Here is a 23553-nt window from a genome sequence, read left to right as displayed (position 1 = left end):
TGGCACCATCATGTGATCGCGCCAGCCTTAGGCAGCTTTTGTGACAGTTGTGTAACGGCCTATGCAGCTGATTGACGTTTACGTAAAAAGTATGTAGCCGTGAGCAGGGATCGCCCGCTGGATTCTTGGCGGCGAATGCCTATCCTGCCCGGGGATTGATGTGGAGGAATCGATGTACAAGGCACCGGTCGAAGAGATCCTGTTCACACTCAAGCACGTCGCGGGACTCGGTGATGCACTTGCCGCCGGTAAGCTTGGCGACCTGACGGAGGATGTCGTCGATGCCATCATCACCGAAGCCGGCCGCTTCGCCTCCGAGGAGGTCGCACCGCTCGGCGAGATCGGCGACAAGCAGGGCGCGCGGCTCATCGACGGCCACAAGGTGAAATCGCCGGACGGTTGGGCCGACCTCTACCGCGCCTGGGCCGAAGGTGGCTGGAATTCGCTGACTGGACCAGAGGATTTCGGCGGGCAGGGCCTGCCGCACATGCTGCTCGTCGCGACCTTCGAAATGTGGAACTCCTGCGCCATGGCCTTTGCCATAGGCCCGACACTGACGATCGGCGCGATCGAGGCGCTCAACGCCCATGCCTCCGGCGAGATCCAGCAGAAATACCTCGCCAAGATGGTATCGGGCGAGTGGATGGGCTCGATGAACCTCACCGAGCCGGGTGCCGGCTCCGATCTCGGCGTGATGAAGACCCGCGCCGAGCGCCGACCTGACGGCACCTATCGCATCTTCGGCCAGAAGATATTCATCACCTATGGCGAGCACGATTTTACCGACAACATCGTCCATCTCGTACTGGCGCGTCTGCCCGATGCGCCGCCCGGATCGAAGGGCATCTCGCTCTTCGTCGTGCCGAAATTCCTCGTCAACGACGACGGCTCGCTCGGCGCACGCAACGATGTCCATGTCCATTCGATCGAGCATAAGCTCGGCATCCATGGCTCGCCGACCTGCACCATGATCTATGGCGACGGCAAGTTCGGCAACGAGCCCGGAGCGATCGGCTGGCTGGTCGGCGAAGAGAACAAGGGCCTCGCCTGCATGTTCACGATGATGAACAATGCCCGGCTTATGGTCGGAATGCAGGGCGTGGCGATCGCTGAGGCCGCGACGCAGAAGGCCATATCCTACGCGAAGGAGCGCTTGCAGGGCCGTGCGCCCGGCTGGCAGGGTCAGGGCATGAGCCCGATCATCGAGCACCCCGATGTTGTCAGAATGCTGACGACGATGAAGGTCGTGACCCAGGGCGCGCGCGCCATCGCCTATGCCTGTGCACATGCGGTCGACATGACGGACCGCACGGAAGGCGATGAGAGGCGCTTTTGGCAGGAGCGCGCCAATCTGCTGACGCCGCTTGCCAAAAGCATTCCCACCGATGCCGGCGTCGAAGTCTCCTCGCTCGGCGTCCAGGTTCATGGCGGCATGGGCTTCATCGAGGAAACCGGCGCGGCCAGGCTCTATCGCGACGCCCGCATCGCCCCGATCTACGAAGGCACCAACGGCATCCAGGCAATCGATCTGGTCGGCCGCAAGCTGCCGCAATCCGGTGGCGCCCATATCCGTGGCTTCATTGGCGAACTCAAGGCGATCGTCGACGCGGTGCGTGGCTCGAACCGCGATGGCTTCGGCCGCACCGCGGAAAAACTCGCCGATTCGATCGCCGATCTGGAAGGAGCAACCGAATGGATGATCGCCTCCACGGGCGAGGGCCGCATGGTCGAGGCGCTGTCGGGGGCGACCGCCTATCAGCGGCTCTTCGGTCTGACGCTCACCGGCTGCTATCTCGCCAAGGGCGGCCTGGCCGAGGGGGGCGATGGCCGCGATGAAACAAGGATCGCGTTGGCGCGTTTCGCCGCCGAGAATCTGATCTCTGAAACCTCGGCACTCAAGGACCGCGTCATCAACGGCGCCGACAGCCTTGCCGCCGCCCGCCTTGCTCTCGGCTGAGGATTGCCATGACCCAGGATATCACGCTCGAACGGCCCACGACCCATCCCGGCATCCTCGTCATCCGCATGACGCGGCCGGACAAGAAGAATGCCATCACCCGCGACATGTATGGCGCGATGGCCGTGGCGCTCGGCGATGCCAATGGCGATGACACCGTTCAAGCCGTCGTGTTCTTCGGCGTGCCAGGCTGCTTTTCCTCGGGCAACGATCTCACGGATTTCTTGTCGATCGCCGAGGACACGGACGAAGCCCGGAACGTCAAGGCCTTCCTGCACCAGCTTGCCTCTTTCGAAAAGCCACTGCTGTCGGGCGTCGATGGCGTCGCCATCGGCATTGGCACGACGATGAACATGCATTGCGACATGACCTTTGCCACGCCGCGCACGGTCTTCCGCACCCCCTTTACTGACCTCGCCGTGGTGCCGGAGGCCGCATCGAGCCTGATCGTGCCGCGTCTGATGGGTCACCAGCGTGCCTTCGCCATGCTCGTCGCCGGCATCGGCTTCACTGCGGAGCAGGCGCGCGAGGCTGGCCTCATCTGGAGCGTGGTGGACGAGGAGGAGCTTGAAAAGGCGACCCTCGACGCAGCGAGCCAGATCGTCAATCGCCCGAAACAGGCGCTGAAGCTCTCCCGCCAACTCGTGCGGGGTGACAGCCTCGAAATCCTCGCCCGGATGGACGAGGAGATGAAGCTCTTCCTTGAGCGGCTGCGCTCCGACGAGGCGACCGCGCTCTACAGGTCCTTCCTCGAAAAGAAGCGCTAGGCAGCCGCCGCCAGCAGCAGATCCGCCAACTTGGCGGGCTGCGAGAGGAAGGGTGAATGGCTGGCCGATAGCCGGTGGATGTTGGTCGCGTTCCCCATGGCCTCATCGACCATGGCCACCATCAACGCCTGTCCCGCCGGCGTGATCGCCTGGTCGGCATCGCAGTGGATGTAGTGTCGCGCCACGCTGCCAAATCGCTCCTTGGTCACTCCCGACGGCACAACGGCAACCTGTGCCGGCTCGTCGCAATGCAGTGTCTTCCGGAAGGTCTCGAACTCGCCCTGACCAACATCGCCGAAGAAGGCCGCTTTGAGACGACCGACATAATCCGCATTGTCGCTCGCGACATTGATGCGCAGCGCACCGACGCCAGCCGGATCGGCCATGAAAAGCCCCGGTACCAGCGCCGCGGCCATGCTCTCATGCTGGATCATTGCGATGGCCGGCATGCCCGGAGGCAGCATGAAAGCTGTGACATAGACGGTCGCATGCAACAATTCCGGTACCGCCTCGGCCACCGGCGAAACCGTGATCCCTCCGAGCGAATGGCCGACGAGCACCACCTTGCCATTGCCTCTCGCGACAGCCGACTGCACGGCGTCTATGGCCGCGGCGGTGCGCACCGCCTGGCCGACGCCGGCATTAGGTGACGGTTCTGCGCCGAAAGCGGCCGGATCGAATGGCCGTCTGGTGAAAGATGCAGGCGATGCCGCATTGCTCCCCGACCCCGGCAGATCAATCGCCACGCTATGATGTCCGGTCGCCTCCAGCAGCGGCACGACCTTGTCCCAGCTCGCCGCCCCGTGCCAGGCGCCATGAATGAAAACGAAAGCCGGCTTGTCCTTGGACATGAATTCCTCCCCTTGATCAGATGCTCCCGGATGCGCAACATAGCGCAACTGCCGGGGGAGGGCTCTGGCTGGAGGCGAAAAGTCATGACCGCAGGCGAAACAGCCGCTGAGATCGCCAATGTCTCGACAGCTGCGATCAACGACGCGAGAAAATTCGACTTCTTCTGCGATGCGATCTGCGACGTCTATGCCGGCATCCAGCCGGTCGAGCCTGACAATATCGTGTTCAACGCTGAGTTCCGGGCGATCTCCGTCGCCGGCGGCGTCCTTGCGTCGATTGCCTCACCCGGCCACATCGCCGATCGCGGAGCGCGCGAACTCCGCCGCCGACCGGATGAGAACCTGTTTCTCAATCTCAGCGAATTCTCGGGTTACGGGGCGACCCATGCGGGGCACGACTGGCAACTCGCCGCCGGCCGTCCTTACCTGCTCGACAACGACAAGCCTTTCCACCTCGATTTCGATCCCCGCCGCCGCATGCTGCTCTATTCGCTGCGTTTCGACCGGGCGACGCTCGGCATCGACCCGGCGCCGTCCGCGCTCGCCGCCATCAACCGCGCGATCGCTACGACCGAGCTTGGCCACCATCTCGAACTCCAGATGCGGCTGATGTGCCGCTCTATGCGATCAGGCGAAATACATGTCGCCGGCATGATGAGCCGGCCGGTGATCGCGCTCCTCTCGCTTATCGGAGAAACTGTCACAACAGGCAGCGCTGACGCCGAACGCCTTGACCTCTCGACGATCAAGGCGCTCGCCCGCCAGCATCTCACGGATAGCGGCTTTGGCGTCGAGCAGCTCGCAAGGCTGTTGAATTGCAGCGCCCGCACCATCCAGTCGCGCTTTGCCGCCGACGACACGACCTTCGGCCAATGGCTGCTCGACACGCGCCTCGATCTCGCCCGCGACCGACTGACCATGCCGAATTTCGCCGGCCGGAGCATCGAGGCCGTCGCCTATGCATCGGGCTTTCGCGATGCCGCTCATTTCCATCGCGCCTTCAAGCGCCGCTTCGGCCTGCCGCCCGGGCAGGTCCGCCACTGAGCACGAGCTTTTGGTGTCCGGCGCTCAGCGCCGAAATGCTGCTCTGGTCAAACGCTGTCACCGCTCCAGCAGCGCCACCGCCTCGACATGGCTCGACCACAGGAACTGGTCGATCGGCGTGACGCTTTTCAGCTTGTAGCCGCCATCGATCAGGATGCGGAGATCACGCGCCAGTGTCGTTGGATTGCACGACACGGCCGCGATCTTCTGCACCTTGGATTTGGCAAGCTCGCGACACTGCTGCTCGGCGCCCGCCCGCGGCGGGTCGAAGCAGACGCCATCGAAATACTTGAGATCCAGCGGCAACATCGGCCGGCGGAAGAGGTCGCGCCGCTCGATGCCCACAGGCTTCAGCCCCTGCGCATGCCGCGCGGCATGATCGAGCGCGGCCAGTGCCGGCGCATCGAACTCGACGGCATGGACTGCGCTTTTCCGCGCAAGCCTGAGCGCGAAGGTGCCGATGCCGGAGAAGAGATCGACCACCCGTTTGGACCTGCCGAGATGCGCTGTCACCAGCGCCGCCATGGCCTCCTCGGCGCGAACCGTGGCCTGGGTGAAACTGCCTGGCGGCAGGACCACCGAGACGCCGCCGATGTCGAGCAGAGGCTTGTGCGGCTCGACGACGATCTCGCCGTCGATGGAAACGCGGGAAATGCCTTTCTCGCGCAGCATGATGTCGGTGGCGGCCTGGCGCTTCTTGGCGTCCGGCTTCTTCATGTCGAGCATGTTGACGTCAAGGCCCGACAGCGTCGCACCGATGGCGATGCGGAAGGGTTCGGACCCGGAGCCGAGCGCCGACACCAGCCGCCTGATCATGTCAAGACGGTCGACGATGGCGGGCGTGGAGATGGGACATTCCTCGATCGGCACGATGGTGTGGGTATCGGCCTGCAGGAAGCCTAGCGCGACGCCCTTGTCGGTCAGCCGTGCGGTCATGGTCACCCGCCGCCGCTCGCCGGGAGCGCAGGCAACGATAGGCGCGACGTCGATATCGATGCCCTGTGCTCTCAGCGCATCGATCACCAGTTGACGCTTGAAGTCCTGATAGGGCGCATCCGCCCAGTGCTGCACCGAACAACCGCCGCAGGCGCCGCCCTTGCCCTCCGGCCCAAAATGCCGACAGCGAGGCGCGACCCGCTCCGGCGATGTTTTCGACCAGGACATCGGCATGCCGTGGCTCTTGACCCGCGCCACCGCGACCTGCTCGCCCGGCAGCGTGAAAGGCACGAAGACCGGCCCCGCCGGCGTCCGCGCTATGCCGTCGCCCTCGGCGCCAACAGCCGCAATGTCCAAAGTCTCGGTGCTCATGCTTTCCTTCCGGCGAGCAGATATTCCTGGGTTCCGTCGCCGCCCGCGATGGGCGAGGGGATTACACCGAAGCTCTGCCATCCACCAAGCGAATTCAGCCAGGTCTCAAGATCGGCGGCGATTTGAGGTCCGCTCGACGGGTCCTTGAGCATGCCGCCCTTGCCGACATTCTCGCGTCCCGCTTCGAACTGAGGCTTCACCAGCATGACGACCCATGCGCCCGCTTCGGCGAGAGTCAACGCCGGCGGAAGTGCGAGTTTCAACGAGATGAAGGAGACGTCGGAGACGATGGCTTGCGTAAGTGTCGACAGGTCACCCTGAGTCAGATTCCTCGCGTTGAGTCCCTCGATATCAGTAACGCGTGGATCGTTTCGCAGCTTTTGATCGAGCTGGGCGTGCCCGACATCGAGCGCCGTGACGTGAGCCGCGCCGCGTTCGAGCAACACCTGCGTGAAGCCACCGGTCGAAGCGCCGACATCCAGGCAGAACAGGCCTTCGGGCGAGAGCCCGAAATGATCGAGCGCCGCAATCAGCTTCAGCGCCGCCCGCGAGACATAGTGCTGAGCCGGATCGTCGACCGTGATCTCGATCGCCTCGTCGACTATCTGCCCGGCCTTGACAGCTACGCCGCCGGCAACGGTCACTGTCCCTCGCTCAATCGCATCGCGCGCCCGCGACCGGCTTTCGAAGAGGCCGCGTTGGACGAGGAGCTGGTCGAGGCGTTGTTGGGGCATTGCAATTTCCGGGGCGGGGTGCAGGAATGGATGGATATGCGTTTGACCGCGCCTATATCAGACATTTCCGTTCTGAGCAGGAGATTCTCATGTCCTTCTTCCCCGGCCAAGACCCAGAACCCGGCGACCATGCTGCCGCCGATCAGGTCGAGATGCTGATCATCCCGCGCACCTCCGATATCGGCAATTTCGAGGTCCGGCGCGCATTGCCCACCGCCAAGCGCCGGCTCGTCGGGCCGTTCATCTTCTTCGACCGAATGGGGCCGGCGGTGCTGAAGGCGGGGCAGGCCGTCGATGTGCGGCCGCATCCGCATATCGGGCTCTCCACCGTCACCTATCTCTTCGACGGCGAGATGAGCCATCGCGACAGCCTCGGCACTGGCATGGTGATCCGCCCGGGCGACCTCAACCTCATGACGGCGGGCCGCGGCATCGTCCATTCCGAGCGCACGCCAGACGATCTGCGCGGCAAGGAATATGCGCTGTCCGGCCTGCAGACCTGGTTGGCACTCCCCGACAGCCATGAAGAGATGGACCCGGCCTTCCTGCATCAGGAGGTCGAGACGATGCCCGAATTTGCCGATCGCGGCTATTCGGGCCGCGTGATCATAGGCCGTTTCCAGGGCCTGACATCTCCCGTGCCGACGCCGACCGATACGCTCTATGTCGATCTCCGCATCGAGCCGAACTCGGCCTGTCCCTTCCATGCCGGCGCGGAGGAGCGTGCGGCCTATATCCTCTCCGGCTCGCTCAGCGTTTCTGGAACCCGCTATGAGGCCGACCAGCTTCTGGTGTTCCGGCCGGGGGACACGGTCGATCTCGTCACCGGCAACGAGCCCTGCCATGTCATGCTGTTCGGCGGCGAGACGATGGAATCGCAGCGCTATATCTGGTGGAACTTCGTCTCCTCCTCGAAAGAGCGCATCGAGCAGGCCAAGGAAGAATGGCGCAGCGGGAAGTTTGACATCGTGCCCGGCGATGAGGAAGAATTCATCCCGCTTCCCGCTGATTGATCCGCCCGAGGAATCCCAGCATGACCGAACTCAGCCAGTACCGCGACCCGCGCAATCCGGGCGGGCCGCTCATTCCCCGCAGCGACTGGGATGCCGCCCCCTATAACCGATGGGCGTTCCAGAATGTCCGGCAGATGGTGCCGACCGCGGAAGTCTGGCGCGGGCCCGGGCCGGCCATGCCGCTTCCCGCAGCGCCGCAGCACCTGCTGGAACTCGACTTCGAGATTGACGGCAATACGCAGTCGATCGGCCAGTTCCTCGAAGCCAGCTTCACGGACGGTTTCCTCGTGCTCAGCAAGGGTGCGGTCGTTATGGAAATCTACATGAACGGCATGCAGCGACGCACGACGCATCTGTCGCAATCGGTTGCGAAATCGATCGTCGGCACTGTCGCGGCTATCCTGAACGGTCGCGGTGAACTGGACTTCAAAGCACCTGTCACCGAATACCTGCCGGACCTTGCCAAGACTGCCTATCGCGGCGCGACGGTGCAGCAGGTCATGAATATGACATCAGGCGTCCTTTTCGACGAGACCTACACGTCGCCCGATTCTCACATCGCCAAGGTCGACCGAGCCTGCGGCTGGAAGGATCCGGTCGAGGGCTGGCCGCAGACGATGTGGCAGATGATAATGGAACTGACCGAGTCCGAAGCCGTGCATGGCGAGTCCTTCCGTTACCGCTCGATCGAGACCGATGTCATAGGCTTCATTCTTCAAAGCGTCTCGGGGCTCGCTCTGTCCGACCTCGTCAGCCGCGAGCTCTGGGCACCGATGGGCGCGGAGGAAGATGCCTATTTCACCGTAGACCGGTCGGGTTACGGCCTGGCCGACGGCGGCTTCAACGCGACACTCAGGGATTATGCTCGTTTCGGCCAGCTGATATCAAATGGCGGCACCGCCCATGGCCAGCAGATCGTGCCCTGGCGCTTCATCGAGAGCCTGCCGCACGGCGACCATGCGCTCTTCGGCAGCGATTATCGCATCGTCCTGCCCAAAGGCGCCTATCACAACCAGTTCTGGATCGAGGAGGCAGGCAAGCCGGTCGTGATGTGCCGCGGTGTCTTCGGGCAGCTGATCTATATCGACAGTGAAGCCGACTTCGTCGCGGTCAAGCTCTCGACCTGGCCGGATTTCACCAACCCCCGGCGTACGCGGACAGCGCTTGCCGCGATCCGCGCCATTCGCGCGGCCTTAGGCTAGTCGATTCAGGAAGCCAGCGACTCGCTCCCTGATGGCATCGAGGTGGGTGAAGATGGCCACATGCTCACCGTGCTGTATCGCCATCAACTCGCCCCTCGGTGCGAGGCGCGCACGGTCGCCGTGCTCGAAGGGCACGACGCGGTCGGCCATGCCATGGATGCCGAGCACCGGCACCGTAATCCTGTCGAAAGGCAGCGCAGCAATGCGCTCGAACTGCTCAATGTCGTTCAGCGTGCCCGGCAGGCGGCGGCCGAGTTCCGTGAACGGGCTTTGCTGCAGCGCCTTCAACAGCGGCCCGGCAACCGGATGGGCGAGTGTCTGCTCGCGCGGCGTCGGATCGGGGATGGCACGGCTCGCCGCCTTGATCGGGTTGCGCCGTATCCTCCAGCGCATCAGCGCCGCCAGCCAGCCGAGCCGTGCAAACCAGCGCATAACAGGCAGCCGCCGCTTCATCTGTTCCGGGAATGCGAGATGTCCCGTGCAGCAGGACACCAGGATCAGGGCCTTGCAGCGTTCGGGGTAGCGAAGCGCGAACTGGACAGCGCTCGGCCCGCCGGCCGACACTGCGGCCACCACCGCCCGCTCGATCCCGAGGGCATCCAGCAGCGTGGCATAGAGGTCCGCCTGCGCCTCGGGCGTTACGCCAGAAGCCTGCGGCGTGCCGAGATAGCCCGGACGCGAGGCAGCGATCACGCGATAGCCCGAGAGGTCAGTGAGAATGGCACGGGCGAGGATCAGGCTCTGGTCTCGTCCTCCCATGCCGCCATGCAGTGCGAGGAGCGGCTCGCCATCGCCGAGGGATACATGCTCCACAGGTCCCAGGCGCGTCTCGGTTATTTTCGCCGGCAAGGAGAGCAGGGGGTCTATCTCGGTACTCATGGTTACACCGTCATTTCGAAATGGCTTTGAACATGGGACGTTTGAAGGTGGCAATTCGAGGTCGCGGCAAATTGCAGCGGAAGGCGATGTAGAGTTTGTACTTTCGGAGCCAACGTCATAAATTGCGCGTTGTCAGATTGCAAAATGTCCGCGAAGAGTTAAGAACCGCGGGCTCAAGTCCTTCGGGTTTCCCTTGCCCGGGGCGAACAGGAAGCATCGTGAAAGAGACATCGACCACTCCTCTCCTCGACAAGGTCCATCTGCCGGAAGACCTGCGCGGGCTCGACGACAAGGACATGCCGCAGCTTGCGGCCGAACTGCGCGAGGAAATGATCGATGCGGTCTCCAAGACCGGCGGCCATCTCGGCGCCGGCCTCGGCGTCGTTGAACTGACGATCGCCATCCACAAGGTGTTCAACACGCCGCATGACCGGCTGATCTTCGATGTCGGCCACCAGTGTTATCCGCATAAGATCCTGACCGGCCGCCGGGACCGTATACGAACGCTGCGCCAGGAAGACGGACTCTCCGGCTTCACCCGCCGTGCCGAGAGCGAATACGATCCTTTCGGTGCTGCCCATTCCTCGACCTCGATCTCCGCCGGTCTCGGCATGGCTGTGGCCACCGAACTCGATGGCTCCAAGCGCAACGTCATCGCCGTCATCGGCGACGGCGCCATGTCGGGCGGCATGGCCTATGAGGCGCTCAACAATGCCGGCTCGCTCGATGCGCGACTGATCGTCATCCTCAATGACAACGATATGTCGATCGCCCCGCCGACGGGCGCGATGAGCGCCTATCTGGCGCGCCTTGCCTCCGGTCGCACCTATCTCGGCTTCCGCGAGATCGGCAAGAAATTGACAGCCTATCTCGGCAAGAACATCGACCGTGCCATCACCCGCGCTGTCGAACATGCCCGCGGTTATGTGACAGGCGGCACACTGTTCGAGGAACTCGGCTTCTACCATATCGGCCCGATTGACGGTCACTCCTTCGACCATCTGCTGCCGGTGCTGCGCAATGTCCGCGACAACGGTAACGGCCCTGTTCTGATCCATGTCGTGACCCAGAAGGGCAAGGGCTACGCGCCCGCCGAGGCTGCTGCCGACAAGTATCACGGCGTCAACAAGTTCGATGTCATCACCGGCACGCAGGCCAAGGCGAAACCGAATGCCCCGGCCTACACGTCAGTCTTCGCAGAGGCGCTGCTTGAGGAAGCCCGCCACGACGAGAAGATCATCGGCATCACGGCTGCCATGCCTGACGGTACCGGCCTCAGCAAGCTCGCGAGCGTCTTTCCCGAACGCACATTCGATGTCGGCATCGCCGAGCAGCACGCGGTAACTTTTGCCGCGGGCCTCGCGTCCCAGGGATTCAAACCCTTCGCGGCGATCTACTCCACCTTCCTCCAGCGCGCTTATGATCAGGTCGTCCACGATGTGGCAATCCAGAAGCTGCCGGTTCGCTTTCCCATCGACCGTGCCGGCTATGTCGGCGCCGACGGCCCGACCCATGCCGGCGCCTTCGACACGACCTATCTCGCGACGCTTCCAGGCTTCGTTGTAATGGCCGCGGCCGACGAGGCCGAGCTCAAGCACATGGTCCGTACCGCTGCCGCTTATGACGAAGGCCCGATCTCATTCCGCTATCCGCGCGGCGAGGGCGTCGGCGTCGAAATGCCGGCTCGCGGCTCGATCCTTGAAATCGGCAAGGGCCGCATCGTCAAGCAGGGTTCAAAGGTCGCGATCCTGTCCTTTGGCACGCGGCTTGCGGATTCGCTGCTAGCTGCAGAAGACCTCGACGCCGCAGGCCTTTCGACTACCGTTGCCGATGCCCGCTTCGCCAAGCCGCTGGACCACGACCTGATCCGCCAGCTGGCGCGGCATCACGAAGTGCTCGTCACCGTCGAGGAAGGCTCGATCGGCGGCTTCGGCAGCCATGTGCTTCATTATCTGGCCCATGAGGGCCTGCTTGACGGCCGCCTCAGGGTCCGCCCGCTCTGCATGCCGGACCTCTTCGTCGAACAGGCCAAGCCCGAAGCGATGAACGCCTTTGCCGGCATCGACCGCAAAGGCATCGTCGCCACCGTCTTCGACATGCTCGGCCAAAAGCCGATGGCGATCGGCGCGGCGGAGTAGTCAGTTACTTCGGTGGTGCTTGTCGCTGCCTTCTGCGGTCCATATGTCGTTCAGGTTATTGCCCAACCGTCTTTTCGGTGAGAGCGGGGTCCGTCCAACGCTTCTTATCGAGGGCACGGCTCAGAACGAGAAGTCCGTCCCATCGGGCTTGGCAACGACCGTCCGCGAGGACAAGCCGGTCGCCGTTGCCAAGCGAGATCCAGACGTCGGCACCGTGCTGGGTGACGACGCAACCTTTCCGGCCTATTTCAGCCGGAGCAGTTTATTGTTTCTATTGTTTCCAGGGACGGTGTCTCTCGCCGGCTTGCTCGACCTTGGCCGATGAAGCGCAATCAAGAATAGCGCGAAGCTGGCGGATGTTTCGGCAGATTCCGGATGGGTGCGGCGCTGCTCGACGCCGGCGTAATCAGGGCGCTTCAGCAGGATCGAGATAAAGGACGTCGATAGCTCGGTCCGGCGTGAAGTCGCGGAAAGTCATCTCGATGGAAGTCGGGTCGCTTTTTTTGTCCCCGGCTCCGCAAACACTGACAAGGCTCGATGGGCTGCTCTTTTCGACGATCAACCTGAATGTGCCGATGCCCGGCGACCATGCACTGGCGGCATTCAGTCTGAAGGAACTCCAGGAGGCGGTGAATGCGCTTTGGCCTTCGCGCAGTTCCTTCGCCGCCTTGATGATGGGGTCATCGACGCAATATCTCTCCTGCATCGATTTCAGGCCTGGGTCATCTGGTCCGGCGTCAGCACTGAGGCCGAATGCCACGCTGGAGCCGATGCTATTGGCATGCACTGTGGTAATGTGGACATCCTTGCCCGGCGGGAATGCGACGATCCAGGAATAGGTCGATTTCATCGTCCAGGTCGGTGCATAGACCTTCTTGCCATCATCGCTGGTCTCGCTCGGATCCTCGACGAGCAAGCCGAGGGACAGCCACTTGTCGACTATCGCTTGCGGAAGCGCCTGTACGTCCGCCTTTGCAGCCTCCGACAAAGGATTGAACGCAACTTTGCTGTCAATCAACGTAACCGTCTGGTCGAGGCCGGTCGAGTAGACCCGTTGTTGCAATTCCGGTTTGACTTCAGCGCCATCCTGGGTCGCTGTGAATCCGAGAAAATTCTTGCTGGCGGTATCGCCGGCGTCGATGTTGACATAGGGGCCCTCAACATCCGGCATCTGGAATGTCACGACCGACGATATGGTGGATTCGCTCGCGTTGCGGAAGACATAATCCACCTGAACCTGCTTTGACGAAATCCGCACCGTCGCTTCGGCGAGAGACACGAGCGTGGTCTTTGGCACCTGCAGGCTTTCGAGCACCAGCTGGGAAATGTTATCGCCGCTGTCCTCGAATGCGAGCGCGGCATGCGCCGGAAGCAGGAAAAGGGCAGCCAGAACGTATCTGTATCTCATCTTAACCTCCTTGTGCGCCTGTTGCTCGGGGTCGCCTGATTTGCGGCCCATCATTGCCACTGGGTCGGTTGGAGCAGAAGGATGTCGAGGTCTCGTTCGGGATAGAAATCCGTCGCCGTCATCTGGAAGCTTGTGGGGCCGATTTTCTTGACTCCCGTGCCGCAGAAGCTGACGAAGTTGGACTTGTCGCCCTTGTCCACCGTCAGCGTGAACTTCTTGATCGGGCCGTACCAGTTGCCGCCCGTCGTCAGAATGTAGGATATCCAGCTCTCGTAGAGGTACTTCTTGCCGTCCCGCATGTCCTGGTCCGCCTTCAGGCCGATCTTCAGGAAAGTGTCGTCGATGCAGTACTTCTTCTGGTATTCCGCATACTCGGCTTCCCGCACCTTGCCTTCCATGATGTAGGTGATGGCCACGGTGCCGCCGACGCTCGGCTTGTAGCGGTGCGACACGCTGACGTCTTTGCCGGCGGGATACGTCGTGCGCCACCAATAGGCCGATTTCAGCGTCCAGAGCGGCATAAAGGACTTCTGCATGCCCTGGCCGGCGTCATATTCCTCGACCATGATCAGTCCGCGTGCAATCAGGTCGTCGGTCACGTCCTTCGGCAGCTTGGCGAGTTGTTCGGATGTTTTTGTGCTGAGCGGCATCAGCGACACGCCTGCCTTGACCAGCACGTCGGTCATGTCGATATCCGCCACGAAGACGCGTTGCTGCAACTCTGGCTTGATCTCGACGCCGTCCTGCACGACGGTGAAATTGAGGAAGTTGTCGGCCTCGGGGTCGCCAGCGGCCATGTTCGATGCCGGGCCTCCTGTTATCGCGGGCATCGGGAAGGCGACGATGGTGTCGATTGCCTTGTCCGAGGTGTTCCGGAACACATAGTTGACCTTGACCTCGGTGGGCGAGATGAAGAGATCTTCCTCCTCCATCGAAATATCGGCGCTGCGGGTGAATGACAGTCCGCCTGTCTTGAGCACGGCGGTCGTGTCATTGGCGAGCACTGGCGACGCAGCAAGGCATGTAAGAAAGGCGACGAGAGCTGCTCGGTTCATCTTTGACCTCCTGATGGAGTCGACGCTATGGCGCAGGCACCGGGCAGTCAATGCGCCACAAATAGCAAAGCCCCGGAATGACCGGGGCTCCGTCGACTTTTATGAGGCTCTCCGAGAGGTGATGCGCTCAGAATTCTTCCCAACTCTGTGCAGCCGCACTGTTGCCCGACGCGGCCGAGGTGGGCGCCATGCGCGGGCGCGCCTGCGGGAGCTTCGCGGATGTTTCAGCTGACGGGCGAGCCATGGCGCGGGCTGTCGAGCGCAGCGCTTCGGCAGCGCTGCCGCCACCCGCAACCTTGAAGCGGTCGATCAGACCGCGCAGCCGTTCAGCCTCTGATGCCAGGGTCGCCGCAGCGGCCGTGGATTCCTCCACCATCGCAGCATTCTGCTGGGTGGTCTGATCCATGGCATTGACGGCCTGGTTGACCTCGACCAGCCCCGTGGCCTGTTCCTTGGTCGCTGTCGCGATCGCCTGCATGTGCTCGTTGATCTCGCCGATGAAGGTGCAGATCGTCTTGAGGGCAGTGCCGGTCTCGCGCACCAGCCTCACACCGCCTGTCACTTCCGTGGTCGAGTTCTGGATCAGGCCCTTGATCTCCTTGGCGGCATTGGCGGAGCGCTGGGCCAGCTCGCGGACTTCCTGCGCCACCACCGCAAAACCCTTGCCGGCCTCTCCGGCGCGGGCCGCCTCGACGCCTGCATTGAGGGCAAGCAGGTTGGTCTGGAACGCGATCTCGTCGATGACGACGATAATGTTGGAGATCTGCTGCGACGACGTTTCAATGCGGCCCATGGCGCTTTCGGCCTGGGTGACGATATCGGCGGAATGCGCTGCGCTATCGTTGGCTTGTCTCGCCACGCCGCGCGCCTCGGCCGTCCGCGTTTCCGAACTGCGAACATTGGCGGTGATCTCGTCGAGCGCAGCGGCTGTCTCTTCCAGGGCTGCGGCTTGCTGTTCGGTGCGTCGTGACAGGTCGTTGGCACCGGACGCGATTTCGCGCGTGCCATTGTCCATGCTGGAAACAGCGTCGGTGATGGCAAGCAGGGTATCGCCGAGCTGGCGGACCGAGGAATTGAAATCGTGCCGCAGCGCCTCAAACTCAGACGAAAAGGCTTCGTCGAGCTGGAAGGCGAGGTCTCCGGAGGCCAGCCGCTTCAAGCCTGCCGCCAGTCCGGCCGTCGCCTCGCGCAGCTTGCGGGCAGCATCGGCTTCGGCCTTCTCCTGCGCCGCGATGCGATCGGCTTCGGCCTGGCGCCGCGTGGCGTCGGTCTCGTCCTCCATGCGCTTGTTGGCGATGGCCGTCTGGCGAAAGAACTCGACGGCCACTGCCATCGAGCCGATTTCATCCGTGCGTCCGGCAAAAGGAATCGGCCTTTCGATCTCGCCGGAGGCAAGGGCTTTCATCGAACCGGTAATGGCAGAGATAGGTCTGCTGACTCCGAACATCACGATCCAGAGCGAAAATGCGGTAACCAGGGACGCCGACACCGAAACCGCCCAGAGAATCACGTTCCCAAGCGACTGAGCCTCCAGCGACTTGGCATATTCATTGTTGCCGACGCGAATCTGCAGGTCGATCAGAGCACTGACATCGCCGCCGAGTGGGTCGATCACGGCATAGAGTCGTTCGACGACGAAGCGATCCAGCGCCTGTTGGTCCTTGGCCTTAAGGATCCCAAGCAACGTTTTGATCTCGGGCAGCGCTTGTTCTTTCTTGCCTTGGAAGGTTACGGATAGCGCCTTCTCCTCCTCGGTCTGGTAGGTCGCGATATAGGCCGACCAGAGGGAATCGATGGTCGCCAATGCGTCCTCGATCGATGTCTCGCCCTGGCCCCAGCCAAGCCCGCCGTTGCGCACTTTGTGGGCGGTATCGACGATGTTGACCGCGTAGAGGTCGGCGATCGTCTTGAGCTGTTTTGTCGGAACCAGCCGGTCCTCGACAACAGTTTTGAGGCTCGACGAAATACTGCCGGTGATCAGGAAGGCGGAAGTGATCAGCCCTCCGATGAAAAGTGCCAGAATGGCAATGCAGGCGATAAGCCTAGTCTTGATGGACATGCGTGGTCTCCGGGGCAAATGACGGATCCCCCGGATAATCTTCTTGGATTATCAAGCTAACTGGGCGGAACTAGCTGGAAGATTGTGGAAATCCGTCCTCGCCGTAAAATTAGCGGAAATGAATTGAACAAAAATTAATCACACAATACTGATTTTGGCTTCAAGAAAGGCAGGTTTTACTACTGGAGAGCAGTAATACACCTGTATACTGCACGCATGGATGCAAGAGATCGTATTATTCCCGGTCCAAAGGCTCCGTTCCGGTCGCCTTTCCGTTGCGATCGATTCGGATCTTCTCGATGCGGGCTTCGGCGGCGTTGAGCAAGGTCTCGCAATGCTTCTTGAGCGCCTCGCCGCGCTCATAAATCTCGATCGACTGGTCGAGCGGCACGTCGCCGCGCTCGAGCCGTGCAACGATGTTCTCGAGCTCGCTTACCGCCTGCTCGAAGGAAAGCGCGGTCACGAGATTGGGCGTTTCGGCGGTCATGCGGTCATTTAACCTTTCATCAGGCGGCAGATATGCAGGCCCGCCGACTCGGCCAGCCCCTCGAGATCATAGCCGCCCTCCAATACGCTGACGACCCGGTTGCCGGCATATTTGGCCGCCACGTCCATCAGCTGGCCCGTAATCCAGTCGAAGTCGTCGCCGACGAGGTTGATCTGGGCGAGGGGGTCGCGATGATGCGCATCGAAGCCGGCAGAGATAATCACCAAGTCGGGCCGGAAATTGTGCAGCGCAGGCATCACCCGGCCGCGCACCGCGTCGCGGAAGTCGGCGCTGCCGTCATACGGGTTGAGCGGCGCGTTGACGATGTTGCCGACGCCGGTCTCGCCCTTGGCGCCGGTGCCCGGATAGAGCGGCATCTGGTGTGTCGAGCAATAGAGTACGCTCGGATCGGCCTGGAAGATATCCTGGGTCCCATTGCCATGATGCACATCGAAATCGATGATGGCGACCCGCTCGGCGCCATGGACTTTTTGCGCATGCCGTGCTGCGATCGCCACAGTGTTGAACAGGCAGAAGCCCATCACCTTGTCATGCTCGGCATGGTGCCCGGGCGGGCGGCTCGCGACGAAGACGTTGTCGGCCTTGCCCGTGAAGACATCGTCGACGCCGGCCATCGCGCCACCGATACCGGTCAGCGCGGCTTTCAGGCTCTCCGGGCTCGCGTGGGTATCGGCCTCGATCTGCCGCACGCCCTCCTCGGGCATCATCCGCATGACCTCGAACAGGAAGGATTCGGGATGCGCCAGTGTCACCGCGTCCTCATTGGCCGTCGGCGCTTCGCGGCGGCCGAGCGCTCGGAAATTCTCGTGCTCCAGCAAGGCGTTGAGCGCTCTCAACCGGTCCGGCCGTTCCGGATGACCGGGCGGAACGTGGTGTTCGAGGAAAACCGGGTGCTCGTACAGGATGGTGGCCATGACGAGACCTTAGATGCTGGCGGCGATGCGGTAAATCACATGGCCACTGTTTTCAACAGGCGCCGACCGACTGTTCCGGCACCGTACCGCTAAGACGCATTTCGCGATTGCAATATGAAATGCTTTCATGACAGAAAGACCCATCATCATTCGGACGGGGAGTATCCAGATGGCCCAGGCAGCAACCGAAATTTCAACTCTTGAAGCGCTCGCAGGCGGTTCTCTCGCCAAGAAGGCGGCGATCGTCGTTCTCGGCAGCGTTTTCCTGGCGGTCATGTCGCAGATTACCGTCTTCTTCTATCCGGTTCCTATGACGCTGCAGACGCTGGCCGTCATGCTGATCGGCGTGACCTTCGGCTTCCGCATGGCGACGGCAACTGTCGCGCTCTACCTGCTGGAAGGCTTTGTCGGCTTCCCGGTTTTCGCAGGTTTCTTCTCTGGCCCGGCTGTCTTCATCGGCGGTACCGGCGGCTACCTCTTCGGCTTCCTCGGCGCAGCCGCGCTCATGGGCTATCTTGCCGATCGTGGCGTCACCCGCGGATGGGTCGGCATGATCGCCACCCTCTTTGCCGGCGAAGTTGTCATCTTCGGCCTTGGCGTCGCTTATCTCGCCTATCTCTATGGCTTCGACAAGTCGCTCGAATACGGCTTCTACCCGTTCTGGATGGCCGATCTGCTGAAGCTTGCCATTGCAGCTGCTATGGCCAAAGGCGTGCTCAAGGGCGCTGCACGGTTTGCCCAGCTCTGACCACCCTTCCTCTGCTGGACTGAATACGATGCCCGTGCGACTGCGCGGGCATCATTTTTTATGCATCCTGACCTATCGCGGTTATGGCTACACACCGGCATTCGTCGCCAACATGACCGACATCGTCGCCGATATCGGTCGCGGCCGTCCCGTCCAACTGGCCGAGGGACCGGACGCGATATGCGGCGGCCTGACGGCCGACGACCGCCGCGCCTGCAACCATGATTGCGGCAAGGCGGAAACGATGGAACTCGATCGGCTGGCGGTCCAGGAGGTGGGGGGGCTCCTCGGCCTCGATTTCGGCAGCCCGATCGAGATCGATCGGGCCATGGTCGCAAGGCTAAGAGCCGCCTTCGCAGCGGGCTCGATCAGGGGCGCCTGCCGTCGATGTCCGTGGTCGGATTTCTGCGATCAGATCGTCGCGGAGGGTTTCGAAGAGACCAAGCTCTTCCCACCCGATGCATGACGGCAACGGCCGGTTCCAAACGAGCGGATGGCAGCAATGCAACCGGTGGAAACGCAGATGATTTTCGTCTAGTGTTTTCCTGATTTGCACTTGAGGATGGGTGGCATGCGACATAGCGATCCTGAGGGCCTATACCGCGCCCTGGGAGTTTCGCCGGCGGCCGACCCGGACGAGATCAAGAACGCCTATCGACGGTTGGCTAAGGAAACTCATCCCGACACCGCCCGTGGCAGTTCGGAATTCCAGTTCCACAAGATTTACAACGCCTACAAGATCCTCTCCGACATCGAAGCGCGTGCCCGCTACGATCGCCGCTTCACGCTGGATGATGCCGAACATTCCTGGCTCGGTATCCACCCGGTCAAATGTTCACGCTGCCATAAGGTCACTGCGCAACCCCGTGTGCTCACCTTTGACCGCATTTTTAGTTTCCTCTTCTTCTCCTTCCACCGGCCGACAGAAGGCGTTTTCTGCACCCGTTGTGCCCAGACCGCTTCGGTACGGGCCTCCTTTGCCACCGCGCTGTTCGGCTGGTGGGCCGTTCCGTTCGCTCCGTTCCTGACGCTCAGGGCGATCGCTCGCAACGCGCTGGGCGGGACGCGCGACCTCGAAACCGAGCAGGAACTCTTGTGGCAGAACAGCCGCGCTTTTGCGGCCCAGGGAAACCGCAAGCTTAGCTATGCGCTCGCGACCAAGCTGACCGATGCCGACGACAGTGAGATCGCTGAGGGCGCCCGGGAGTTCACTGAGGACATGGAGGCGCGCGGCGCAAACCCGAAGAAGATCAAGCTGAAGGACCCCTGGCGCATCAAGCCGCTTGCGGCCATGACGCACCTTACGCTCGCCGCGATATTGCCGGTCGGCATCGGGGGTGTTGCCCTTCAGGCAGTCGAGTTCGGGGAGGTCAACGAAGCGCGGACACGCGCCATCGCAACCGCCCTGCCGGCCGTCGAACCCATGACAGCATCCGTCCCTGACGATTCCGTGCCGGGAGACTCGGCACTGCGCCACTGCTGGAAGGAGCCGGAGAATGGCGAGGTTCTCTACCGTATCAATCCACGCGTCGCACCGGGCCATGAAATCGCGATTATGAACGACACCAAGGATGCGGCGATCGTGAAGGTGCGGAGCGCTTTTTCCAAGCGGCTGATCGCGGCGGTCTACATGTATCCGCATGCCAGCGCTGCACTGAACGGCATTCCGGACGGCTACTACATTGTCCAATACGCCTTTGGCTCGGTCCTCAACGAGGGATGTGTGACCTTCGCCGACACCAACAGCGCCTGGCAGTTTCCCGGGACGGAGAGCCTGCGCACAATCGCCACCGGCGACGGTCCTCAGCAACTGCAATATTCTCTCTTGAGCGATCCCGCGCCGAGTGATGCGGCCAAAGTGTCGTCAACGCTCTTCGGCCAGAACTGAGACAGTCGTGCTCTCAGGCCCATTCCAGCCGACCTTCCGAATAGACCAGCACCCGGTCCTGTGGAATATCGAGACTGGCCGCGTCCTCGCGAGCAACGCCGCCGACCAGCTTGAAAATGCAGCGGATCACGCCGCCATGGCAGACAGCGACAGTCGGCTGGTTGAGCGACTTCAGCCAGGAGCCGACGCGCCAGGAAAGGATCTCGTAGCTCTCGGCGAGATCGCCCGGCGGCAGGAAATCCCACTTCTTCTCCCGCCGCTCGCGATGGCGCGCGCGGTCGAGCGCCTTGAGTTCGCGGCCGGTATAGCCTTCCCAGTCGCCGAAGCAGATTTCCTTGAGCCGGTCATCGATGCGATAGGCGAGGGGATCGAGGCCCGCCGCAGCGCGGGCCAGTTCCATCGTCTCCCGCGCACGACCGAGCGGGCTTGCGACGAAATCGTAGCCCTCGAAACTGTCCATGAGTGTTTTCAGGCGCAGGCCGTTTTCGCGGGCCTGCTGTCGCCCGGTGTCATTGAGCGGGATATCTTTCTGGCCCTGGAGCCGCCATTCGGCGTTCCAATCGGTCTGCCCGTGACGGATGATGTAATGGGTCACGGGCATGATGTGCGGCTCAGGCGTTTCAGTCCTTGGTGACGGAGATATCCGGTGCGTCGACTGCCTTCATGCCGACGACGTGATAGCCGCTATCAGCGTGATGTGTCTCGCCTGTGACGGCACGTGAGAGATCGGACAGCATGTAGAGGCCGACATCGCCGACTTCCTCGATAGTGACGGTACGGCGCAGCGGTGCGTTATATTCGTTCCACTTGAGGATATAGCGGAAGTCGCCGATGCCGGAGGCCGCGAGCGTCTTGATCGGGCCGGCCGAAATCGCATTGACGCGAATGTTCTTCGGGCCGAGATCGACCGCAAGATATTTCACGCTCGCCTCGAGTGCTGCCTTCGCCACACCCATGACGTTGTAGTTCGGCATGACCTTCTCAGCGCCGTAATATGTCAGCGTCAGCATCGAGCCGCCATCGGTCATCAATTTCTCGGCGCGGCGTGCGACCGAGGTGAAGGAATAGACCGAAATGCGCATGGTCTTGTCGAAATTCTCGGGCGAGGTGTCGACATAGCGGCCTGTCAGTTCATCCTTGTCGGAAAAGCCGATCGCGTGGACCAGAAAATCGATCTTGCCCCAGATCTTCTCGATTTCGGCAAATGCCGCATCAATCGACGCTTCGTCGCTGACATCGCAATCGCCCGCCACGATGGCGCCGATTTCGGCCGCCAGCGGCTCGACACGCTTCTTGAGCGCTTCGCCCTGATAGGTAAACGCGATCTCGCCGCCCTGCGCATGAATCGACTTGGCGATACCCCAGGCGATCGAACGGTTGTTGGCGACGCCCATGATGATGCCGCGCTTGCCCGTCATCAATCCGGTCATGTAGCCCTCCAGAACTGAAAATCCGTTGTCGCCTATCGCACGGGCGGACAGGCGGTTCAAGCGCCGCACAAATCATCAAATGTTAGCAAAAGCAAGATTTGGTGTTGCGGCAGCGCGGTGGTGCCATCCGCTACGACCGCTTTTCAACAGGCGAATTCACACGACTGTCACAGGAAAAGACCCTCGCGCATCGAGCGCATGAGGTCGACGACCTTCTGGTCGGGACGATCCCACAGCATGACGCGGATTTCGACGATCAGGTTGCCACGGCGGCCATTGCCACGCGGCAGGCCCTTGCCCTCTATCTTGACGGTGCGGTTGGAGCCCGACCATTCCGGCACGCGGATGCGGACCGGACCGTCCGGGGTTTCCACCGTGGCATCGCAGCCGAGCACGGCATTCTCGATGTCGATTTCGTGGAAGGTGACGAGATCATAGTGATCGACGCGATACCACTTGTGCGGCTTGATGCGCAGCGTGACCAGCACGTCGCCGCGCTTCATGCCGGGCAGCTTGTGGCCATAGCCGTCCATCCGCACCGTCGTGCCGTCCATGGCATCGTCGGGCAGCGGCACGCTCAGGAGCTTGCCGTCGGGCAGCGTGATGGTCGGATTCACGCGGGTGAGCAGATCCTCGATCGTCACATGGGCGTCGACATTGTGGTCGGGCGCCTTCTCCGGCGCCGATGCCTGGCGCGTCAGGCGCTGGACCAGATAGCTGAAGAGATTGCGGGCTGGCGAAGCGCTGGCCTCGCCGTGCGCTTCCTCGGGCTCCTGGGCATAGGCTGAGCGAGCCTGTTCCTCGGCGTGGGACCGCTCATCGGCATGAGAAGCCTCCGATCGCGGGGCCTCGGATCTTTGAGCCTCGGATTTCGGGGCTTCGAATTCTGGAGCCTCCGCTTTCGGAGTTTCGGTCCTCGACGCTTCGGGTCCGGGAGCTTCGGCCCTCGGCTTCTCCCCCTTCGCCGCGCCACGTCGCTCGGCCTGCGGTGCTTCTCCGGTGCGGCTGCGATCGGAACTTCTGCGACTGCCGAACAGCTTCTCGAAAAACTGTTCATGCTGCTCCGGGGTCACGTCTGCCTCGGGTGCTTCTTCAACCGGCTCCGCTTCACTGGCCTCGGCTCTGGCGCGGGCGGCATCCGCGGCTGCCTTGATCCGCGCCTTGGCTTCCGCCTCCTCGCGCATTCTCGCTTCCGCCTCGGCTCGTGCGCGGGCCTCGGCCTCCTGGCGCGCCTTCTCGGCGCGCTTTTCCATGAAGGTCGGCTCCTTGCCGGCGCGGGCGCTGCCACTGCTTTGACCGCTGGGGCTTGCTCCATAGCCGCCGTTGAAGGAGGCGCGGTTCAGCATCTCGTCATAGCGGCGGCGCTTGTCGGGATCCTTGAGCAGGTCATAGGCGCGCCCGACTTCGGTGAAGCGGCTCTGCGCATTGGGGTCACTGCGGTTCTGGTCGGGATGCAGCTTCTTGGCCATCGACCGCCAAGCGGCCTTGATTTCCGTCTGGTCAGCCGAGCGGCTGACACCGAGAACTGCATAAGGATCGCGCATCCTGTTATCGACGGCCATGGGTCGGGCTCTGCCTGTCACGAAAGTCAGTTTCTTGAGTTATCGCAAAATTTCGTATCCGTTCGGTAAATCACGCGCGCGGCTTGCT

21 protein-coding genes are annotated in these 23553 nt (G+C 62.3%); 9 read left to right on the top strand and 12 right to left on the bottom strand.

Annotation, left to right across the window (positions count from 1 at the left end; all coding sequences use genetic code 11):
- Nucleotides 1–172: 172 nt before the first annotated feature.
- Both AC2YI2_RS00345 and AC2YI2_RS00340 read left to right on the top strand, forming a co-directional pair.
- Nucleotides 173–1957 carry an acyl-CoA dehydrogenase family protein gene (locus tag AC2YI2_RS00345; protein WP_487384425.1) on the top strand — a complete coding sequence of 595 codons (1785 nt, stop codon included), beginning with the start codon at nt 173–175 and terminating at the stop codon, nt 1955–1957.
- Nucleotides 1958–1965: 8 nt separating this feature from the next.
- Nucleotides 1966–2724, top strand: a complete 759-nt coding sequence (locus tag AC2YI2_RS00340; protein WP_487384424.1) for a crotonase/enoyl-CoA hydratase family protein — start codon at nt 1966–1968, stop codon at nt 2722–2724.
- On the opposite strand, the gene AC2YI2_RS00335 is transcribed toward AC2YI2_RS00340, so the two are convergent.
- Nucleotides 2721–3575 (bottom strand): alpha/beta fold hydrolase, encoded by an 855-nt coding sequence (locus tag AC2YI2_RS00335; protein ID WP_487384423.1) that lies wholly within the window; start codon nt 3573–3575, stop codon nt 2721–2723. The genes AC2YI2_RS00340 and AC2YI2_RS00335 overlap by 4 nt on opposite strands.
- 84 nt (nt 3576–3659) lie before the next feature.
- On the opposite strand from AC2YI2_RS00335, the gene AC2YI2_RS00330 reads away from it, so the two are divergent.
- The gene (locus AC2YI2_RS00330) at nt 3660–4619 is read left to right on the top strand and encodes an AraC family transcriptional regulator (RefSeq protein WP_487384422.1); all 960 of its coding nucleotides are present in this window, start codon (nt 3660–3662) and stop codon (nt 4617–4619) included.
- A gap of 57 nt (nt 4620–4676) precedes the next feature.
- Here the strand turns inward: AC2YI2_RS00330 and AC2YI2_RS00325 are convergent, their stop codons facing one another.
- Together AC2YI2_RS00325 and AC2YI2_RS00320 are read right to left on the bottom strand one after the other, a co-directional pair.
- Entirely contained in the window at nt 4677–5927 is a 1251-nt protein-coding gene (locus AC2YI2_RS00325; protein WP_487384421.1) for a class I SAM-dependent RNA methyltransferase, read from the bottom strand.
- Complete coding sequence (locus AC2YI2_RS00320) at nt 5924–6661, bottom strand: TlyA family RNA methyltransferase (RefSeq protein ID WP_487384420.1); 738 nt, start codon at nt 6659–6661, stop codon at nt 5924–5926. The genes AC2YI2_RS00325 and AC2YI2_RS00320 overlap by 4 nt, the downstream gene beginning before the upstream one ends.
- 89 nt (nt 6662–6750) lie before the next feature.
- Between AC2YI2_RS00320 and AC2YI2_RS00315 the strand changes: the two genes are divergently transcribed.
- Together AC2YI2_RS00315 and AC2YI2_RS00310 are read left to right on the top strand one after the other, a co-directional pair.
- Entirely contained in the window at nt 6751–7674 is a 924-nt protein-coding gene (locus tag AC2YI2_RS00315; protein WP_487384419.1) for a pirin family protein, read from the top strand.
- A gap of 20 nt (nt 7675–7694) precedes the next feature.
- Nucleotides 7695–8876 (top strand): serine hydrolase domain-containing protein, encoded by a 1182-nt coding sequence (locus AC2YI2_RS00310; protein ID WP_487384418.1) that lies wholly within the window; start codon nt 7695–7697, stop codon nt 8874–8876.
- Here the strand turns inward: AC2YI2_RS00310 and AC2YI2_RS00305 are convergent.
- Nucleotides 8868–9755, bottom strand: coding sequence for an alpha/beta fold hydrolase (locus AC2YI2_RS00305; protein ID WP_487384417.1), 888 nt, complete (start codon nt 9753–9755; stop codon nt 8868–8870). The genes AC2YI2_RS00310 and AC2YI2_RS00305 overlap by 9 nt on opposite strands.
- 218 nt (nt 9756–9973) lie before the next feature.
- Between AC2YI2_RS00305 and dxs the strand changes: the two genes are divergently transcribed.
- Nucleotides 9974–11893 carry a 1-deoxy-D-xylulose-5-phosphate synthase gene (gene dxs, locus AC2YI2_RS00300; protein WP_487384416.1) on the top strand — a complete coding sequence of 640 codons (1920 nt, stop codon included), beginning with the start codon at nt 9974–9976 and terminating at the stop codon, nt 11891–11893.
- Nucleotides 11894–12299: 406 nt separating this feature from the next.
- On the opposite strand, the gene AC2YI2_RS00295 is transcribed toward dxs, so the two are convergent.
- From AC2YI2_RS00295 to AC2YI2_RS00275, 5 genes are all read right to left on the bottom strand, one after another.
- The gene (locus AC2YI2_RS00295) at nt 12300–13301 is read right to left on the bottom strand and encodes a DUF4424 family protein (RefSeq protein WP_487384415.1); all 1002 of its coding nucleotides are present in this window, start codon (nt 13299–13301) and stop codon (nt 12300–12302) included.
- A 50-nt stretch (nt 13302–13351) separates the two neighbouring features.
- Nucleotides 13352–14356: a DUF4424 domain-containing protein gene (locus AC2YI2_RS00290; RefSeq protein WP_487384414.1), complete on the bottom strand. Its 1005-nt coding sequence runs from the start codon at nt 14354–14356 to the stop codon at nt 13352–13354.
- A gap of 127 nt (nt 14357–14483) precedes the next feature.
- Nucleotides 14484–16415: a HAMP domain-containing methyl-accepting chemotaxis protein gene (locus AC2YI2_RS00285; RefSeq protein ID WP_487384413.1), complete on the bottom strand. Its 1932-nt coding sequence runs from the start codon at nt 16413–16415 to the stop codon at nt 14484–14486.
- Between the two features lie 235 nt (nt 16416–16650).
- Nucleotides 16651–16902 (bottom strand): exodeoxyribonuclease VII small subunit, encoded by a 252-nt coding sequence (locus AC2YI2_RS00280; protein WP_487384412.1) that lies wholly within the window; start codon nt 16900–16902, stop codon nt 16651–16653.
- An 8-nt stretch (nt 16903–16910) separates the two neighbouring features.
- A complete protein-coding gene (locus tag AC2YI2_RS00275; protein WP_487384411.1) occupies nt 16911–17837 on the bottom strand; it encodes a histone deacetylase family protein in 927 nt (308 codons plus the stop codon).
- A gap of 169 nt (nt 17838–18006) precedes the next feature.
- Between AC2YI2_RS00275 and AC2YI2_RS00270 the strand changes: the two genes are divergently transcribed.
- From AC2YI2_RS00270 to AC2YI2_RS00260, 3 genes are all read left to right on the top strand, one after another.
- Nucleotides 18007–18585 (top strand): biotin transporter BioY, encoded by a 579-nt coding sequence (locus AC2YI2_RS00270; protein WP_487384410.1) that lies wholly within the window; start codon nt 18007–18009, stop codon nt 18583–18585.
- A 28-nt stretch (nt 18586–18613) separates the two neighbouring features.
- Nucleotides 18614–19051, top strand: coding sequence for a DUF1284 domain-containing protein (locus AC2YI2_RS00265; protein ID WP_487384409.1), 438 nt, complete (start codon nt 18614–18616; stop codon nt 19049–19051).
- A 105-nt stretch (nt 19052–19156) separates the two neighbouring features.
- Nucleotides 19157–20473 carry a J domain-containing protein gene (locus AC2YI2_RS00260; RefSeq protein ID WP_487384408.1) on the top strand — a complete coding sequence of 439 codons (1317 nt, stop codon included), beginning with the start codon at nt 19157–19159 and terminating at the stop codon, nt 20471–20473.
- A gap of 13 nt (nt 20474–20486) precedes the next feature.
- Here the strand turns inward: AC2YI2_RS00260 and AC2YI2_RS00255 are convergent, their stop codons facing one another.
- The 3 genes from AC2YI2_RS00255 to AC2YI2_RS00245 all read right to left on the bottom strand — a co-directional run bounded on the left by AC2YI2_RS00255 (nt 20487) and on the right by AC2YI2_RS00245 (nt 23465).
- Nucleotides 20487–21074 (bottom strand): histidine phosphatase family protein, encoded by a 588-nt coding sequence (locus AC2YI2_RS00255; protein ID WP_487384407.1) that lies wholly within the window; start codon nt 21072–21074, stop codon nt 20487–20489.
- Between the two features lie 19 nt (nt 21075–21093).
- Nucleotides 21094–21903, bottom strand: a complete 810-nt coding sequence (gene fabI, locus AC2YI2_RS00250) for an enoyl-ACP reductase FabI (RefSeq protein WP_487384406.1) — start codon at nt 21901–21903, stop codon at nt 21094–21096.
- A 167-nt stretch (nt 21904–22070) separates the two neighbouring features.
- The gene (locus AC2YI2_RS00245; protein ID WP_487384405.1) at nt 22071–23465 is read right to left on the bottom strand and encodes a DnaJ C-terminal domain-containing protein; all 1395 of its coding nucleotides are present in this window, start codon (nt 23463–23465) and stop codon (nt 22071–22073) included.
- Between the last annotated feature and the right edge of the window lie 88 nt (nt 23466–23553).

The sequence above is a fragment of the Rhizobium sp. SRI_017 genome (genome assembly GCF_057586295.1).
The sequence above is the reverse complement of the archived record's forward strand: the minus strand, read 5'-3'. Positions and strand labels throughout refer to the sequence as shown.